Below are 16,590 nucleotides of genomic sequence, written 5' to 3'. Positions count from 1 at the left end.
CGCCTCCGATGGCCGTATCGCCCCCCATGGCGACGCGCTTACCCGCCGCAGTAACCTGCAAGCGCCGCGGCATTCCCCCATCGGCCGCGGTCCAGAGCAGTTCCCACATCGCCGCTTCGTCCAGGAGGAAGAACCATGGCTTTCTCTGCGCGTGCCCACAGCAATGCCATCTCCACCATCAATGTCACGCCGCTGATCGACGTGCTGCTGGTGCTGCTCATCATCTTCATGATCACCGCGCCGGTAGTGACGCATCGCACCGGCATCGACCTGCCGTATCCCGGCCACAGCCAGCGTGAGCCGCAGGTCGATCCGATACGGGTGGCCATCCGCGCGGATGGATCGCTGTACTGGAACGATGTGCCGGTCGATCGGACCCAGCTGCGCGCCGAACTGGCCGTCGCCGCACAGCAGGCTTCGCCGCCACGCCTGTCGATCCGCGTCGCGGACGGCGCCGCCTATGAGGCGGTCGCCCGCGTGCTCGCCGATGTGAAAGCGCAAGGCCTGGGCGGCATCGATTTCGACGCGACACCCTGACCAGACGTCGCCAGGCATGATCGGCGCAGGGCGACGCCGGATGCGTCGCCCTTCGTGCTTTCACGCCAACTCGCCCAGCATGGCGGCAGGATCGCAAAAGTTTCCGTGGCGCCGTGTCGATTCCCGGCGCGCCCGTTCGTCGCCTGGATGGGAATGCCCTCCGGCCCGTTGCGGGCCGGCCCCCTTCTTCATCCACCCCCGACGAGAGGACCCGAGCCATGAGCACCCGATTCCAGCGCATCACCCCGTTTCTTTGGTTCGACCGCCAGGCCGAGGAGGCGGTGAACCACTACATCTCCATCTTCGAGAACTCGCGCATCACGCATGTCTCGCGCTACACCAAGGAGGTCGCCCAGGCCTCCGGAAACAAGGAAGGCGACGTGATGGTGGTGGCCTTCGAGCTGGACGGCCAGCCGTTCACCGCGCTCAACGGCGGCCCGCTGTTCAAGTTCAACGAAGCGCTCTCGCTGGTCGTGCATTGCCGCTCGCAGAAGGAAGTGGATCACTTCTGGAATCGCCTCTCCGACGGCGGCGACCCGAAGGCACAGGCTTGCGGCTGGTTGAAGGATCGCTACGGCCTGTCCTGGCAGATCGTGCCCGAGCAGTTGCTGGAGCTGATGACCGGCCCGGACCAGGGCAAGGCGCAGCGCGCCATGGGCGCGGTGATGCAGATGAAGAAGATCGAGCTGGACAAGATCTTCGAGGCGGCCGAGGCCTGAAGAAACGTCGCGAGCAGCAGGGCTTCTGTTTCATGTCCCCGCGGGGGCATGAAACCGGCGCATCAACGCAGGTGCACCCAGTGCACGTAGATGCCTTGCGCTTCGTCTTCACTGCGCGTGCCCTTGCGCCCGTCGGCGACCACGCCCCACGCGCTGCGCAGGCCGGCCGGTGTATGCCGGTCGATGCGCACCGGCTCCTCCTTGGCGAGCGGGAACCGCGTTTCCACCACCAGCGCCTGGCCGCGCTCCCATACCAGCACGGCGGGCCGTCCGCTGCCGGCGCCCCAGCCGACGTGCAGCTCGACGTCCTGCCGGCTGAAGCTGCCGCGGTTGTCCAGGGTCCAGCTCTCCGAGCGCTGCAGCAGCGCCTGGAGATCAGGGTCGTTCCAGTCGACCTTGTTGGATTCCCACTTGGACGGCGGCTTGTGGAAGCTCATTCGCTGGCACCGGCGGAACAGGATGGGCCGATTTTGCCGCCTTCTCGGGGATTTTGGGTGAACGCGTGCCGCGTTTCACCGCCACGCTCGGCGGGTGTCTCTCAGCGCAGGTGTACCCAATGCACCCACGCCCCGCTCTGGCGATCCTCGGCGCGGAAACCGGCGCGCCCGTCGATCACCATGCCCCAGGCGCTGCGGACGTCCTCGCCCGCATAGCGGTCGATGCGCACGTGCTCGCCGGTGGGGATGACGAAATCCGTCAGCAGCACCACGGCCTGCTCGCGTTCCCACACCAGCATCGCGTGGCGCCCCGTGGATGCGCCCCAGCCGACGTGCAGCTGCACGGCCTGCTGCGCCTGGCTGCCGCGGTTGTCCAGCGTCCAGCTCTCGGTCTTCTTGAGCAGCGCGGACAGGCGTTCGTCATCCCAGTCGACGCGATGATTGGTCCAGCGGGTGGGCGTTTTCTGCATGGATGGGCGGCCTCCGGCCGGCGGTGGGTTCCACCGCCTATCGGCAGCCGCCGGGATTTCTTGAGCACCGGTTCCGTGACCGGACGCGCTTTCCCACGAGCCTTGGACCGGCCCTCAAGCCTTGCGCAGGAAACACACCTTCAGCACCAGGCCCTTGATCTTGTCCGAGTTACCTTCGATGTGTTCCGGATCGCCGTCTACCAGGCGGATGTTGCGGATCACCGTACCCTGCTTCAGCGGGATGGACGAGCCTTTGACCTTCAGGTCCTTGATCACCACCACGGTGTCGCCGCCATTGAGCACGTTGCCGTTGACGTCGCGCACCACGATGGTTTCCTCGTCCGACGCCACGCCGGCGGCCGGCCATTCGTGGCCGCAGTCCGCGCAGACGAAGTTGTCGCCATCCGGATAGGTGTTCTCCATGCCGCAGATCGGGCAGGCGGGGATGTCGGACATGGCACGGTTCCAGCAAAGGCAAAGGGCTGACGATTATAGCCGCCCGCCCCGCCCGGCTCCGCGCGCACGATGCCGCAGGCTTGGCTACCATCGCGCCAGCCCCGCTGCCTGTCCGCCACGTGTCCTGCGCCGAACGCCCCTGGTATCTCTATCTGATCGAATGCCGCGACGGCTCCTACTACGCCGGTATCACCAACGATCTGGAAGCTCGCTACCGTGCGCACCTCGAGGGCAAGGGCGCGCGCTACACGCGCTCGCATCCGCCGCAGCGGCTGCTCGGCGCCAGGGCGTTTCCGGACCGCGCCGCCGCGTCGCGCGCGGAATGGTCGATCAAGCAGTTGCCGAAGGGGAAAAAGATCGCGTTCCTGCAGGCGGATGGCGAGACGCCGGCGACAGCCTCCGATGCGGCACCTCCCTCTCTGAAGAAGGTGCCTTTGAACGGATGAGGGTACGGCGGAGCGACGCCGATCCGTGTCGAGCTCCGTCCGAATCCTCACCATCCCTTTCCTCAAGGTGCGGGTTTACGCGCCTCAGCCAGCTTTGCCTGCGTCCGCGGCGCAATACGGCTTCAGGTCCTGCGGCCATACCGTCTTGCCTGCGCCGTCCACCAGCTGTTCCGCGCCGCATTCGGTGCGCTTGACCACGAACAGCGGCTTACCGGCGAGATCGTAGGCGGCCTTGAGGTGACGTACTTCGTCGTCGCCCATGCCTTCGACCTCGTAGCCGAACACCACCGCGTTCTCCAGATCGACCACCAGCTTGTGCCATTGCGGCGCGATCAGCTCCTTGCCGTCGAGGTCGTACAGCGCCTCGCGCGGCCGCTCCGCGCCATCCGTACCGACGATGTAGCGACCGGATTTGTCCAGCGTGAGGTTGATGAAGCGCTCCGGCTTCAGCAACACCTTGCCGCCGGCATCCATCAGGCCTACCGCCGGCACCTTGTTGGCCTGGCCGAGGAAACTGAAATCGAGCATCGGCGCATTCTTCGGACTGAACAGCAGGCGATCGGGTGTCAACACACCCACCTGCTGGAAGCCCGGCGCGAGCAGCTCGCGCCCCTGATTGGTGTCGAACAGGCCCACGTCGTAACTGAGCGGACCGGTCTCCTTGTAGATCGCGTTGTAGCCGGGCACGTAGCCGATCATGCCCAGTACGCTGTGCTCGGCCTCGCCCACGTCGGCGTAGGTCGGCTGGACGATCCACGCGCCAGAGCGATCGATGAAGCCCGCCTTGCCCACGCCGCCGTCGGCCGTGTGCTCTTTCACGAATGCGCCTTTCTTGCCGAACGCGTGGCAGCTGATGAAACGCGGCTCGATCACCACCTTGCCCTGGTAATCCATGTAACCGCAGCTGTCGCCCTTCTCGCGGAATGCCACCAGGCCTTCGCCGGGTTCACCCAGCCACTCGTACTTCAGCGGGATCGCCAGCGCGCCGGAGGCATCGGCCAGGCCGCTCTTGTTGGCCAGGACCACCGACGCGACCATGTGGCCGTCGTAGAGCTTGCCCAGGCGCTCGTACGGCACTTCCTTCTGCGCGCCGTTCTTCAGATCGATCACCCAGCGTGTCTCGCCGCGCTCGGCCGCTACGAGGCCGCCGCGCTGGTCGAAGTCGTCACGTACCTCCGCGCTGTCGTAGAGCGCGTCGGTGAGCAATTTGCCATGCGTATCGAGCAGGCCGCGCTTCTCGCCGATGTCGAAGCCGATGTACTGGTCCTCGCCGCCGGTATAGAGCTGGTCGAAGCGCGGTGCCTGCACTTCGTTGCCCTTGTAGTCCATCAGGCCGACCTTGCCGTCGCGCTCGAAGCCGAAGTAACCCGGCACGGCGTTGTAGACGTCGCCTTCGAGCATCTTGATCGGCGCCTTGGTCTTGGCGTCGAGCAGTTGCCACTGCTCGTTTTTCTTGACCAGCGCGGTGTCGTGCATCACGAAGGACGAAAAGCTGTCGTAGTCGTTCTCGAACGGCACCAGCATGCCGCCGGCCTGATCGACCAGACCGCAGTGGTCGTTGAGGCAGAGCGCGACGTTGAAGGCCGCCGGGGCGGGTGCCTTGGGCGCGGCCGCGGCGGTCTCTTCCTTGGCGGATGGCTTGTCGCCGGGACCACAGGCGCTGAGCAGCAGCGCGGCGAGGCTCGCCGCGAGAATGGAATAACGGGTCGGGGTCATATCGATGTGGCTCCCATGCCAGTGTTGGTGTCGATCCCTGCGGCGAGCGCTTGCGGTCGCCGCGTCGATGGCGGGCGCGGCGGCGGGCGCCGCGACATCCTCGTCATCGATCAGACAAAGCTTAAAGCAACTTCCTACGAAAACCTGTGACGCCCACCCAGGGTGACGGGGACTTTTCCCTCTACAACCCACCCCGCCGCGCCCTCGCTCACTCGGAAATGCCTGAAGTTCTTGTACTTTTCGCCCATAAAGCCGGGCATATCGCCGGTTGTATGGAATAAAGCGGGCCGTTTTCCAGGGCTGCGCGCATGCTCCCCATGATTTATCCGATGCGTGCGGCTCGCTTCGAGAGACGCTCCGCATGGCCCGCGCAAACCGCTATCACCTTTGGCTCCTGTCGCTTGCCGCCAGCGTGCCGGCCATGCCGGCGGCGGCCGTGGAGGTCACCGATCACCTCGACCTCGGCGGCGCGCTACGCGCGCGCGTGGACATCGATCCCGGCCGCGACATCCGCAAGTTCGGCGTCGACACGTTCATGCTGCGCGGCAGCTACGACGATGGCCGCTGGAGCGCCGGCGCGCGCTACCGCCTGCAAGGCAAGGCCTACCCGTACCAGTACACCTACTTCGGTGCCCTGCGCTTCATGGAATACGCCTGGGTCGGTTACCGCCAGGACGACGACAACCGCTGGCAGTTCGGTCTCAACCGGGTGCCGTTCGGCCTGCAACCGCTGTTCAGCAGCAGCTTCCTGGAAACGCTGGGCAACCCGATCGGCCTCGAAGATCTGTACATGGTCGGCGTCAAGTACGTGCACCTGCAGGGCGGCTGGGACCTGAGCCTGGGCTACTACGCGCGCCCCGCCTGGCACGGTGTCGGCACCGGCAACGGCACCACCTATTCCGTCGTCGTGACACCGGCCGACCCGGGCGTCGCCGGCGGCAGCCGCAACGAGGAGCGCAACACTCTGGTCGCGCGGCTCGCACGGGCGATCGAGCTTGGCGACTGGAAGGGCGAAGCCGGCCTGTCCGCCTACCAAGGCCAACTGCGTAATCGCGATACCCACCGCAGCGGCCCGCGCAACGCCTACGCCGTGCACGTGCAGGCGCAGAACGGCCCGTGGTCGGTGAAACTGCAATTCGCGCGCCAGCAGATGAAGCCGCGCAATCCCGACGGCAGCGAGACCGTTACCGTCGGCGCCTACGACGGCACCTTCAATCTCGCCGCGCGCGGCAACCTCTATGCCGCCAACCTTGCCTACGAAGTGCCCGACAGCTTCACCGGCGGCGCACTGACCTCGCTCACGCCGTACATCAGCTACAGCCGCTTCGAAAAATCCGCACGCGGCTTCCGCGCCACCCAGCGACTGCTCACCGGCGCGAGCTTCGCGCTGCATTCGCTGATCGTCGCCATCGAATGGCAGACGGGCCGCAACGATCCATACCTCGGCGGCAGCAACTATGCGCAGAGCCTGGCGCGCGGCGGCTCCAACCGCTGGAGCTCCCAGTTCTACATGAACCTCGGCTACTACTTCTGAGCCGCGGACGCTGCGCGTGAATCGCCACCCATCCCGCAAGCCCCTCTCCGTGGAGAAGCGCATGACCCCGAACTTCATCGACGGCACCTTCGTGGCCGCCGCAGAGGACGACGCCATCGTCGTCCGCAACCCCGCCACCGGTTTGCCCATCGGCGTTATCGCCGCCGCCACGCCCGCGCAGACGACCGAAGCCGTCGAGGCAGCCGCCCGCGCACAGAGAGCATGGCGCCGGCTGCCGGCCATCGAACGTGCGCAATATCTTCGCCGCTTCGCCGATGCGATCACCGCGGGCGCATCGCGCATCGGCGCCACGCTCGCCGCAGAATCGGGCAAGAGCCTGGACGATGCCGCCAGCGAAGCGATCTACGCCGCCGAGATCATGCGCTATCACGCCGAATGGGCCCGTCGCATCGAAGGGGAAGTCATCCCCAGCGACAGCGCCGACGAGACCATCTTGCTGCAGCGCGAACCGATCGGCGTGGTGGCCTGCCTGATCCCCTACAACTACCCGGTGTACACGCTGCTGCGCAAAATCGCGCCCGCGCTGATTGCCGGCAACACGGTGGTCGTCCGGCCGAGCAACAACACGCCGCTCAGCGCGATCGACATCGCCCGCGCCGCGCAGGAAGCGGGCCTGCCCGCAGGCGTGGTGAATATCCTCGCCATGCACCACGATGTGGCCGCCACGCTGTGCACCCATCCGGCCGTCGGCATGATCACGCTCACCGGCAGCGTCGGTGTCGGCCGGACCGTGCTGGAGTACTGCAAGGCGAACATCGCCAAGCCCTCGCTGGAGCTGGGCGGCAAGACGCCGGCGATCATCGAGCCGGATGCCGATCTCGAAGCCGCCGCGACCGCCATCGTCGCCTCGAAGACCACGCATTGCGGTCAGCTGTGCACGGCGATCGAACGCGTCTATGTGCACACCTCGGTCCATGACCGCTTCCTCGAGCTGCTGCGCGAACGCTTCGCCGCCATACGCATCGGCGACCGTGCCGTCGACGCCGCCCGCATGGGGCCGCTGGTCAGCGACAAGGCGCGCCAAGACGTCCACGCGAAAGTGCGGCGCGCGGTGGCGGCGGGCGCCGTGCTCGAAACCGGCGGCGTGCTGCCGCAAGGCGAAGGCTATTTCTATCCGGCCACCCTGCTCAGCCATTGCCGGCAGGACATGGAGATCGTGCAGGAGGAAACCTTCGGCCCGGTGCTTCCGGTGCTTCGCTACGACACGCTCGACGATGCGCTGGCGATGGCCAACGATCATCAGTTCGGCCTGTCCTCGGTGCTGTACAGCGAGAGCTATCGCGTCGCGATGAAGGTCGCCAGCCGCATCGAGGCGGGCGAGCTCTATATCAATCGCACGCCGGCCGATCCCTATCAGGGCTTCCATGCCGGCTGGAAACGCTCGGGTCTGGGCGGCGACGACGGCAAGCACGGGATGCTCGAGTTCACCCAGACCCGCCTAGTGGTGATGAAGCACTGAATCCTTTCTCCCGCGCGGAACCGCCGTGCCGGCGATTGCGTGCCCTTCCGCGGAATTTCCCATGAAGACACCCTTGCACGCGCCGGCGATCGCCGGCCCCCGCTCCGACCGTTTCTATCGCTACCTGCAGCTGATGCTGCTGGTGGTGGCGGCCGGCGCGATCTATCCCGTGCTTTACCTGCGGCAGGTCTATCAGAGCACCATGCTCGACGTGCTCGCCATCAGCGACGAGCAACTGGGCTATCTGTACTCGATCCTGGGCACGGCCTTCGCCATCGGCTACCTGCCCAGCGGCTGGCTGGCCGACCGCATGCCGCCGCGCGTGCTGATCAGCCTGTCGCTGCTGGGTGTCGGCGGACTGGCCTTGTGGTACGGCACATTGCCGGCATTTCCCTCGCTGCTGGCCATTTTCTTCGGCTTCGGCATTTTCGCCGGCCTGACCTTCTGGGCGGCACTGCTCAAACGCGTGAAGACGATCGCGGCCGACAACGAGCAGGGCCGCTTCTTCGGCATCCTAGACGGCGGCCGCGGCTTGATCGAAGCGCTGCTGGCCACCACCGCGATCTGGTTGTTCTCCCGCGCCATCGACGCCAGCGCGGCACCGGCAGACGCATTCCGCCGCGTCATCCATCTGTATGCCGTCGCGTGCCTGGCGCTCGGCGTCGTGCTGGCACTGCTGAGCGACCCAGCCGGTGCGGAAAAGCCACAGCCGCAAAGCGCGCGCAGCGACCGAGGTTCGCTGTGGACCGATGTGAAAGCGCTGCTGCGCATCCGCGAGCTTTGGCTGGTCACCGCCATCGTCTTCTGCGGCTTCCATTTCTTCTACGCCACCTACAGCTTCTCCGATTACCTGGAGAAAGGCGGCATGGGCCTGAGCGCCACCGCCGCCGGCGTCATCACGACGATCAAGCTGTGGATGCGTCCGGTCGGCGGCATCGGCGGCGGCTGGCTGGGCGACCGCTTCTCGCGGCTGCGCATGCTGACGCTCGCGATGGCGCTGGCCGCGCTGGGCATGATCGGCCTCATCCTCCTGCCCTCGCTGAAGATGGTGCCGCTGATGGCTGCGCTGGTGATCTTCATCGGCCTGATGACCTGCGCGATCCGCAGCCTGTACTGGGCCATCCTCGACGACTGCAACGTACCGCTGCGCATCACCGGCCTGGCCATCGGCGTGATCTCGGTGATCGGCTACCTGCCCGACGCGTTCCTGCCGCTGCTCAACGGCTGGATCACCCAGCACTACCCCGGTGTCGTCGGCTACCAGATCTATTTCTCCTACATCACGGTCGCGGGCCTGCTCGGCGTGGCCGCGACGCTCGTTCTCCACCGCATGATCCAGCGCAGGAAGGCTCGCCAGTCATGAAAATCATCTCGCTCGACATCCACGTCGTCGCCGTGCCGCCGCCGCACATCGGCGGCATGTACTGGCTGTTCGTGAAGCTGCGCACCGCCTGCGGCATCGAAGGCGTCGGCGAAATCTATGCCGCCACCTTCCATCCCCGGGCGATGGTGCCGGCGATCGAAGACGTGTTCGAACGCTACCTGCTCGAGCACGATCCGCACCATGTCGAACGCTTCTTCCGCCAGGCCTATTCCAGCGGTTTCACCCAGCGCCCCGACCTGACCATGATGGGCATCGTCAGCGGCCTGGAGATGGCCTGCTGGGACATCGTCGGCAAGGCCGCCGGCAAACCGGTGTACGAGTTGCTGGGCGGCAAGGTGCACGAGCGGCTGCGCTCCTACACCTACCTGTATCCGGTCAACGCCAGGGGCGAGTACGACTACGGCGATCCGGACCTCGCCGCCGAGTGCGCGCTGCGCAACGTGGAACGCGGCTTCACCGCGGTGAAGTTCGACCCCGCCGGTCCGTATACGGCCTACTCCGGCCACCAGCTCTCGCTGGAGGTGCTGGAACGCTGCGAAACGTTCTGCCGCAGGATCCGCGAAGCCATAGGCAACCGCGCCGACCTGCTGTTCGGTACGCACGGCCAGATGGTGCCCTCCTCCGCGATCCGCCTCGCAAGACGCCTGGAGAAATACGATCCGCTGTGGTTCGAGGAGCCGATTCCGCCCGGCCAGGAGGACGCCATGGGCCAGGTCGCCGCGCACACCAGCATTCCGATCGCCACCGGCGAACGGCTCACCACCAAGTACGAGTTCTTCAAGCTGCTGCAGGCCGGCGGCGCGTCGATCCTGCAGATGAACGTGGGTCGCTGCGGCGGCCTGCTCGAGGCGAAGAAGATCGCCGGCATGGCCGAGGCGTTCTACGCACAGATCGCGCCGCACCTCTACAACGGCCCGGTCGGCGCGGCGGCCAGTTTCCAGCTTGCCGCCTGCACACCGAATTTCCTGATCCAGGAAAGCATCGGCACCTGGGACGGTTTCCACGCCGAGATCCTCAAGCAGCCGCTGCGATGGGAAGACGGCTACATCATTCCCTCGCGCGAACCCGGCCTCGGCGTCGAACTGGACATGGATGTGGTGCGCCGCCACTCGCCCTACACCGGCGAACGCCTCCACCTGCAGATGGCCGCCACGCCGGCCGACGTCAGAGACCACTCGCCCGCCCGTGGCTGAGCAAAGGAGCAAGCGCATGAGCGATATCCCCCTCAACTACGACTACATCGTCGTCGGCGCCGGTTCCGCCGGCTGCATCCTTGCCGCTCGCTTGAGCGAATCGGGCAAGTACTCGGTGCTGTTGCTGGAAGCGGGCCGCAAGGACGACTCGTTCTGGATCAAGCTGCCGGCCGGCTTCGTCAAGCTGTACTACAACCCGCGGTTCAACTGGATGTACTACAGCCAGCCGCAGACCCAGCTCGGCGGCCGCCAGCTGTATGCGCCGCGTGGCAAGGTCCAGGGCGGTTCCGGCTCGATCAACGCGATGATCTACGTGCGCGGGCAGCCGCGGGATTTCGACGACTGGGCCGCGCAGGGCAACCCAGGCTGGGCGTTCCGCGACGTGCTGCCGTGGTTCAAGAAGCTGGAGACGCACCCTGCCGGTGACACCGAATACCACGGTGCGCATGGCCCGATCCACGTCACGCCGATGCGCGGCAAGACGCATCCGTTGTGCGATCGCTTCCTCGCCGGTTGCGACGAGCTGGGCTATCCGCTCAGCGCCGACTTCAACGGCGCGCAGATCGAAGGCGCCGGTATCTACGACATCAATACGCGCGACGGTCGTCGCTGCTCCAGCAGCATGGCCTATCTTCACCCCGCCGCCGGCCGCGCCAACCTGCGCATCGAACGCGAGGCTCAGGTCGAGCGCGTGATCTTCGACGACCGCCGGCGCGCGCTTGGCGTGCGCGTGCGCCAGCACGGCCTGCAGCACACGTTCACGGCCGCGCGCGAAGTGGTTCTTGCCGCCGGTGCGGTGGATACGCCAAAGCTGCTGCAGCTGTCCGGCGTGGCCGATCGCGAGCTGTTGCAGCGCCACGGCCTCACCACCGTTCATCACCTGCCAGCCGTGGGGCGCAACCTGCAGGACCACCTGTGCGTCAGCTACTACTACAAAGCCAATGTGCGCACGCTCAACGACGACCTGCGCTCGTGGCTGGGCAAGGCCCGCGTCGGTCTCGAATATCTGTTCACGCGCAAGGGGCCGCTGTCGGTCAGCGTCAACCAGGCCGGCGGCTTCTTCCGCGGCGACGCGGCACGGCCGCATCCGAATCTTCAGCTGTATTTCAATCCGCTCTCGTACCAGATCCCCAAGAGCAGCCGCGCCACGATCCAGCCGGAGCCTTATTCGGGCTTTCTCCTGTGCTTCAATCCCTGCCGCCCGACCAGTCGCGGCACGGTGGAAATCGCCTCGGACCAGCCCGGCGACGCGCCGCTGATCGATCCCCGGTATCTGAGCACCGAACACGACGTGCGCGAGGCCATCGAAGGTAGCCGCCTGGTGCGCCGAATCATGCAGGCCCCCGCACTGAAAGCCATCACCGTCGAGGAAACCCTGCCCGGCCCGGCCGCGGCGAGCGACGAGGCGCTACTGGCGTATTTCCGCCAGAACTGTGGATCGATCTATCACCTGTGCGGTTCCTGCGCGATGGGCAGCGATCCGGCGACCAGCGTCGTCGACGCACGCCTGAACGTGCATGGCATGCAGGGGCTGCGGGTGGCGGACGCGTCGGTGTTCCCCAACGTCACCTCCGGCAACATCAATGCCGCCACCATGATGGTGGCGGAGAAAGCGGCGGCGATGATCCTCGAAGACGCTCGCTGAGCGCGTCGACACACATGGGGAGCCTGCCTGTGCGGCAGGCTCCCGCTGCGCTCAGCGCATGATGCCGGTATGGCCCAGCGAATAGCGGCCCGGCTGCGGCCACACGGCCAGGCCGTGCGGCTCGGCGCCCACCTTGATCTTGCGCACCGCACCGGTGGACGTATCGAAGGCGTACACCAGATCGTCGTAGCGGCCGGACAACCACAGCGTCTTGCCGTCCGCGCTCACGTTGCCCATGTCCGGGCTGCCGCCGCCGGGGATCGGCCAGTTGGCTACCACTTCGCGCGTCGCGAAATCGATCACCGACACGCTGCCCTTGTTCACGCCCTTCTTGTTGCCGCGGCGCTCGCCGTGCACATGGTTGGAACCGCGGTTGGCCACGTACAGCTTGGTGCCATCGCGGCTCGGATACAGGCCGTGCGTCCCGATGCCGGTCTTGACGAAACCGATCTTGGTGAAGCTGTCGCCATCCACCAGGTACACGCCGTCAGCCATCATGTCGGCCACGTAGAACACCTTGCCATCCGGCGAGACGCGGATGTCCTGCGGCATGCCCTTCTTGTCCAGATCGAGGTAGCCGAGCACCTTGCGGTTGACCATGTCGATCTTGACCAGCTTGCCGCCGAACTCGCAGGTGAAGATCGCGTAGCGGCCATCAATGGCGAAGTCGGCATGGTTGATGCCCTTGCACTCCGGCGCGTCGAGCTTGCTGAGCAGCTGCATGCTGTGCGCATCGCGGAAGTCGAGTCGCGCGTGCGCCTCGGCCACCACGATGGCTTCCTTGCCGTCCGGCGTGAAGTACATGTTGTACGGATCGTCCACCTCGATCGCTTTGCCGGCCTTGCCGGTCTTCGGGTCGATCGGAGTGAGGCTGCCGTCGTTGCGGCCCTCGGCGTTATTGGTCACCCACAACGTCTGCAAGTCCCACGCGGGCACCACGTGCTGCGGGCTGCGGCCCACCGGGAGCGTATCGATCACCTTGTAGGTCGCCGGATCGATCACCGACACGCTGTTGGAACGCAGGTTGGGCACATAGATGCGCTCCAGCGCGCCCTTCACCGCCGGACTGAAATTGCCCGCGCGCGCCTCGGTGTACATGTTGGCCGGATTGACCACCGGCGGCATGCCGGCCACGGTTTTCACCGGCGCGGACGAAGCGGCAAACGCGGTAGCGGAAAGGCCGAGGCCGGCCAGCGCGGCGCACGCCAGAGTGGCGGACCGCGACACGCAACGGGATCGAGACATCATGGGAGTTCCGTTTCTTCGTAGGGATTTCTTGGGGGAAAAAGCGCCGGCCGGCATTCAGCGGCCGCCCGTGGCCTGGCGTATCGCCGCCACGGTGCGCGCAACGATAGCATCCACGCCGGCCTGGCCGAGCGCTGCGCTGGAACGCCGCGGATCGCCGCCGAACACACCGTCCGCCGCGCCCAGCCTTGGCCCGTTGCGCAGCGCGGCCAGCCGCACCATCTCCGGCGCCACGGCCAGCTGCAGCGAGGTATCGGCCAGGCCGGCATGCGTGCCGATCTCGTCGTCGCGATAACCCTGCTTGCGCAGCATGGCGTCGAAGCCGTCGGAGCTGGTCTGGTAGTAAGCCGCCGGCACCAGCGCGTGCGCCGGCTTGCCAGCCCAGGCCTTGTCCAGCTGCGCCACGACGCGCTTCAGATCGCTCTGGTAACCGCCGTGGTCACCCAGGAACACCACGTTGCGGAAACCATGCGCGGCGAAGCTCTGCGCCGCCGAGACCAGCATGGCCTCGAACGCGGCGTCGGGCACGGTGATCGTCCCCGGGAATTTCATATGGCCCTGCGCCGGCGTCACCGCACCCTCGGGCACGTACGCCACCACCGGCGCCACCAAGGCATCACCCAGTTGTTCGGCGATCTTGCGGGCGAGGAACGCCGCCCGCGCATTGTGCTTGCCCAACGCGATGCCCGGACCGCTCTGCTCGGTGCCGCCGATGGGAATGATGATGGTGGTTTTGCCGGCCTGGACGGCGTCGCGGACTTCGGTCCAGGTGAGGTCTTCGAGCAAGACCGTCCTGGGCGTCTGTGCCAGGCCCGCCTGCGCGGCGGTAAAGAGCAAGGCGGCGGCGACGAACCGCCGAAATGGGTGATTCATGGGTTAACCGTATCTACTGCGTCGAGACCACGGAACGGTAGCACTGATACAGGCCGATGGGGTGGGCGACACCACCATGCCCTTCGCTGCGACCCAACAAGAATGACGTTCATCAATCTCAATACCATCCGTGAGCAACACATACGAATAACACCATTAAGATAATTCAAATTCATTAATCCTAATTACACCAAGAAGAAAACCATTCACCTTGTAGTCGATACCTGACAGACACTACAAATAACAGGCACTAAGATCACATCAAACGCCACGCCACGAACGACGTACAATTATTCAAGGAGAAAGAATTGAAACGCCGATATTGGCTAGCCGCACTTCTCACCACTGTCGTTGCCGCAATCACATTGTGGGAGGCAAAAATACGCGTCACTAATGAGACGTCAAAGGAAACGGAAAATTATAAAACAGCCCCATCAGATCAAAAGAAAGAAACCAGCGACTTCCCGCCTAACGCATCAGCAACCACGAATACAGAAACCACGCCCTCCGCCACCCAAAAGGGGATGACACCCGACTCCCGCAAAGATTCCGAACGCCTCTATCAGGCGTACAGGTGCCCCACAGGCAAAAAGTGTAAAGACGCCACAACCGCCACGAATCCCGCCATGGCTCAATGGCTCAAGGATAGAGGCTATCCCACGCAGCAAGACCTGGAAGATGCCAAGCTCATGAATGTCGCCGACTTGGCAAAAAAAGCCCAGGAATCCCCGGTGTGGCGCGCCCTGTACGCAGAACGGATCCTCGAGCAAGGGGCGCAGATGGATGCCAGCCGCGAAGCATTGCGCAGCATGGCTGATGGGTCGTTATATGGCGCCTATGTTCTAAGTGATGTTTATGCCGCGCCGGGCTTGCTCCAAGACAAGCTCAATTCACTAGCTGCTTTGCGCATGGCCTACATCATGGGTGATGAATCTGCGGGCCAGGAACTCTATTACCGCAGCAGCGGCATCGCTCCCCCTGATATGGCTTATGTCGACCAACAGGGCATGCAGATGTATCGTAATTTACTGAAATATAGATACAAAATGTACGGCTACGGCTTGCGAGTAACGCCACGACCAGAACCAACCAAGCCAATCCAATAATTCATGGGACATATAATAAAAATCACCCTCGGCGGCCTACTTACTTTTTTGGGTGGCGCGCTTGGATATTGTCGTGTCGACTCCCCTTAAACTCACGCCACCCATAACCAGAGGTCTCCGGGCAAAGTAGCCCCCAAGGAGACCCACGATGCGCAAGAGCAAATTCACCGAGAGCCAGATCGTCGCCACCCTGAAGCAGGTCGAGGGCGGCCGGCAGGTCAAGGACGTGTGCCGCGAGCTAGGCATTTCCGAGGCGACGTACTACGTATGGAAGTCCAAGTACGGTGGCATGGAAGCCTCGGACGTGCAGCGGCTGCGGGACATTGAGGCCGAGCACGCCAAGCTCAAGCGGATGTATGCCGAGTTGGCGATGGAGAACCACGCGCTGAAGGATCTCATCGCAAAAAAGCTGTAGACCCGGCGCATAAGCGCCCGCTCCTGGCGTGGCTGATGCAGCAACACGACTGGAGCGAGCGCCGGGCTTGTGTGGCACTTGGACTGTCGCGGTCGACCGCTCGCTATCGAGCTCGGCCTGATCGAGATGAAGAGGTCATCGCCTTGTTGGCGGAGCTAGCTGAGCGATTTCCCGAGCGGGGATTCGACAAGCTGTTTCAGCTGATTCGGCGACGCGGCCTGGTCTGGAATCACAAAAGGGTGTGGCGGGTGTATTGCCTGATGCAGCTCAATCGCCGTCGACGCGGAAAGAAACGCGTGCCCAACCGACATCCACTGCCGCTGGTGGCCGGCGAGCAGATCAATTCGGGTTGGTCGATCGATTTTATGTCCGATGCCCTGTGGGACGGGCGGCGTTTCCACACCTTCAATGTCATCGACGATTTCAGTCGCGAAGCGCTAGCTATCGAGGTGGATCTGAACCTGCCGGCGGCGCGTGTCATTCGCACGCTGGAGCGGATCGCAGCCTGGCGCGGTTATCCGATGAAGCTTCGCCTGGACAATGGTCCGGAGTTTGTCGCGCTAGCACTGGCCGAGTGGGCCGAGCGCAAGGGTATTGCATTGGACTTCATCGAACCCGGACGACCGATGCAAAACGGCTTCGTCGAACGCTTCAATGGCAGCTACCGACAAGGCGTGCTCGACATGTATGTATTCCGGACGCGGACCGAGGTGCGGGAGCGGACCGAACGATGGCTGGCCGACTACAACCAGGAAATTCCCCATGACAGCCTCGGCGGGCTCACGCCCGTCGAATTCCGACTTCAGAACGACCCGGCGACCTCTAATTTAGCGTGGCACTGATTTGCGGGGAGTCGACAGCATGGCTGAAGTAGCGTTGCCAAGCGCGCACATCGGCAAGCACGTCAAGACATAGCGATCGAAATAGAATCAGG

17 protein-coding genes are annotated in these 16,590 nt (G+C 64.8%); 11 read left to right on the top strand and 6 right to left on the bottom strand.

Annotated features, from left to right (window positions below):
• The first annotated feature begins 135 nt into the window (after positions 1 to 135).
• Both ACNR9O_RS05060 and ACNR9O_RS05055 read left to right on the top strand, forming a co-directional pair.
• Positions 136 to 537 carry an ExbD/TolR family protein gene (locus tag ACNR9O_RS05060; protein ID WP_473682353.1) on the top strand — a complete coding sequence of 134 codons (402 nt, stop codon included), beginning with the start codon at positions 136 to 138 and terminating at the stop codon, positions 535 to 537.
• A 218-nt stretch (positions 538 to 755) separates the two neighbouring features.
• Positions 756 to 1,256: a VOC family protein gene (locus ACNR9O_RS05055; RefSeq protein WP_473682354.1), complete on the top strand. Its 501-nt coding sequence runs from the start codon at positions 756 to 758 to the stop codon at positions 1,254 to 1,256.
• 62 nt (positions 1,257 to 1,318) lie between these two features.
• Here the strand turns inward: ACNR9O_RS05055 and ACNR9O_RS05050 are convergent, their stop codons facing one another.
• The 3 genes from ACNR9O_RS05050 to ACNR9O_RS05040 form a co-directional block, all read right to left on the bottom strand.
• Positions 1,319 to 1,693 carry a hypothetical protein gene (locus ACNR9O_RS05050; protein WP_473682355.1) on the bottom strand — a complete coding sequence of 125 codons (375 nt, stop codon included), beginning with the start codon at positions 1,691 to 1,693 and terminating at the stop codon, positions 1,319 to 1,321.
• Positions 1,694 to 1,794: 101 nt separating this feature from the next.
• Positions 1,795 to 2,163: a hypothetical protein gene (locus tag ACNR9O_RS05045; RefSeq protein ID WP_473682356.1), complete on the bottom strand. Its 369-nt coding sequence runs from the start codon at positions 2,161 to 2,163 to the stop codon at positions 1,795 to 1,797.
• 114 nt (positions 2,164 to 2,277) lie between these two features.
• Entirely contained in the window at positions 2,278 to 2,619 is a 342-nt protein-coding gene (locus tag ACNR9O_RS05040) for a zinc ribbon domain-containing protein YjdM (RefSeq protein WP_473682357.1), read from the bottom strand.
• Positions 2,620 to 2,738: 119 nt separating this feature from the next.
• On the opposite strand from ACNR9O_RS05040, the gene ACNR9O_RS05035 reads away from it, so the two are divergent.
• Entirely contained in the window at positions 2,739 to 3,065 is a 327-nt protein-coding gene (locus ACNR9O_RS05035) for a GIY-YIG nuclease family protein (RefSeq protein ID WP_473700744.1), read from the top strand.
• An 84-nt stretch (positions 3,066 to 3,149) separates the two neighbouring features.
• On the opposite strand, the gene ACNR9O_RS05030 is transcribed toward ACNR9O_RS05035, so the two are convergent.
• A complete protein-coding gene (locus ACNR9O_RS05030; RefSeq protein WP_473682359.1) occupies positions 3,150 to 4,781 on the bottom strand; it encodes a WG repeat-containing protein in 1,632 nt (543 codons plus the stop codon).
• Positions 4,782 to 4,796: 15 nt separating this feature from the next.
• Here ACNR9O_RS05030 and ACNR9O_RS05025 point away from each other — a divergent pair, with 15 nt between their 5' ends.
• From ACNR9O_RS05025 to ACNR9O_RS05000, 6 genes are all read left to right on the top strand, one after another.
• Complete coding sequence (locus ACNR9O_RS05025; protein WP_473682360.1) at positions 4,797 to 4,931, top strand: hypothetical protein; 135 nt, start codon at positions 4,797 to 4,799, stop codon at positions 4,929 to 4,931.
• A gap of 211 nt (positions 4,932 to 5,142) precedes the next feature.
• A complete protein-coding gene (locus tag ACNR9O_RS05020) occupies positions 5,143 to 6,315 on the top strand; it encodes a porin family protein (RefSeq protein ID WP_473682361.1) in 1,173 nt (390 codons plus the stop codon).
• Positions 6,316 to 6,376: 61 nt separating this feature from the next.
• The gene (gene aldA, locus ACNR9O_RS05015; protein WP_473682362.1) at positions 6,377 to 7,795 is read left to right on the top strand and encodes an aldehyde dehydrogenase; all 1,419 of its coding nucleotides are present in this window, start codon (positions 6,377 to 6,379) and stop codon (positions 7,793 to 7,795) included.
• Between the two features lie 61 nt (positions 7,796 to 7,856).
• Positions 7,857 to 9,158, top strand: coding sequence for an MFS transporter (locus ACNR9O_RS05010; RefSeq protein WP_473682363.1), 1,302 nt, complete (start codon positions 7,857 to 7,859; stop codon positions 9,156 to 9,158).
• Positions 9,155 to 10,372 (top strand): mandelate racemase/muconate lactonizing enzyme family protein, encoded by a 1,218-nt coding sequence (locus ACNR9O_RS05005; protein WP_473682364.1) that lies wholly within the window; start codon positions 9,155 to 9,157, stop codon positions 10,370 to 10,372. The genes ACNR9O_RS05010 and ACNR9O_RS05005 overlap by 4 nt, the downstream gene beginning before the upstream one ends.
• 16 nt (positions 10,373 to 10,388) lie before the next feature.
• Complete coding sequence (locus ACNR9O_RS05000) at positions 10,389 to 12,017, top strand: GMC family oxidoreductase (RefSeq protein WP_473682365.1); 1,629 nt, start codon at positions 10,389 to 10,391, stop codon at positions 12,015 to 12,017.
• A 51-nt stretch (positions 12,018 to 12,068) separates the two neighbouring features.
• On the opposite strand, the gene ACNR9O_RS04995 is transcribed toward ACNR9O_RS05000, so the two are convergent.
• Both ACNR9O_RS04995 and ACNR9O_RS04990 read right to left on the bottom strand, forming a co-directional pair.
• The gene (locus tag ACNR9O_RS04995; RefSeq protein WP_473682366.1) at positions 12,069 to 13,265 is read right to left on the bottom strand and encodes a YncE family protein; all 1,197 of its coding nucleotides are present in this window, start codon (positions 13,263 to 13,265) and stop codon (positions 12,069 to 12,071) included.
• Positions 13,266 to 13,319: 54 nt separating this feature from the next.
• Positions 13,320 to 14,135: a creatininase family protein gene (locus ACNR9O_RS04990; protein ID WP_473682367.1), complete on the bottom strand. Its 816-nt coding sequence runs from the start codon at positions 14,133 to 14,135 to the stop codon at positions 13,320 to 13,322.
• A gap of 308 nt (positions 14,136 to 14,443) precedes the next feature.
• On the opposite strand from ACNR9O_RS04990, the gene ACNR9O_RS04985 reads away from it, so the two are divergent.
• Together ACNR9O_RS04985 and ACNR9O_RS04980 are read left to right on the top strand one after the other, a co-directional pair.
• On the top strand, positions 14,444 to 15,241 hold the full coding sequence (locus ACNR9O_RS04985; RefSeq protein ID WP_473682368.1) for a hypothetical protein: 798 nt from the start codon (positions 14,444 to 14,446) through the stop codon (positions 15,239 to 15,241).
• A gap of 148 nt (positions 15,242 to 15,389) precedes the next feature.
• A protein-coding gene (locus ACNR9O_RS04980) for an IS3 family transposase (protein ID WP_473682369.1) occupies positions 15,390 to 16,498 on the top strand; the annotation gives its coding sequence in 2 pieces (ribosomal slippage) (positions 15,390 to 15,651 and positions 15,651 to 16,498; 1,110 coding nt in all).
• The last annotated feature ends 92 nt before the right edge of the window (positions 16,499 to 16,590 follow it).

It is taken from the genome of Dyella sp. CR10, from assembly GCF_055814425.1.
Note: the sequence above shows the minus strand (reverse complement) of the source record. Positions and strands in the feature narration are given on the sequence as shown.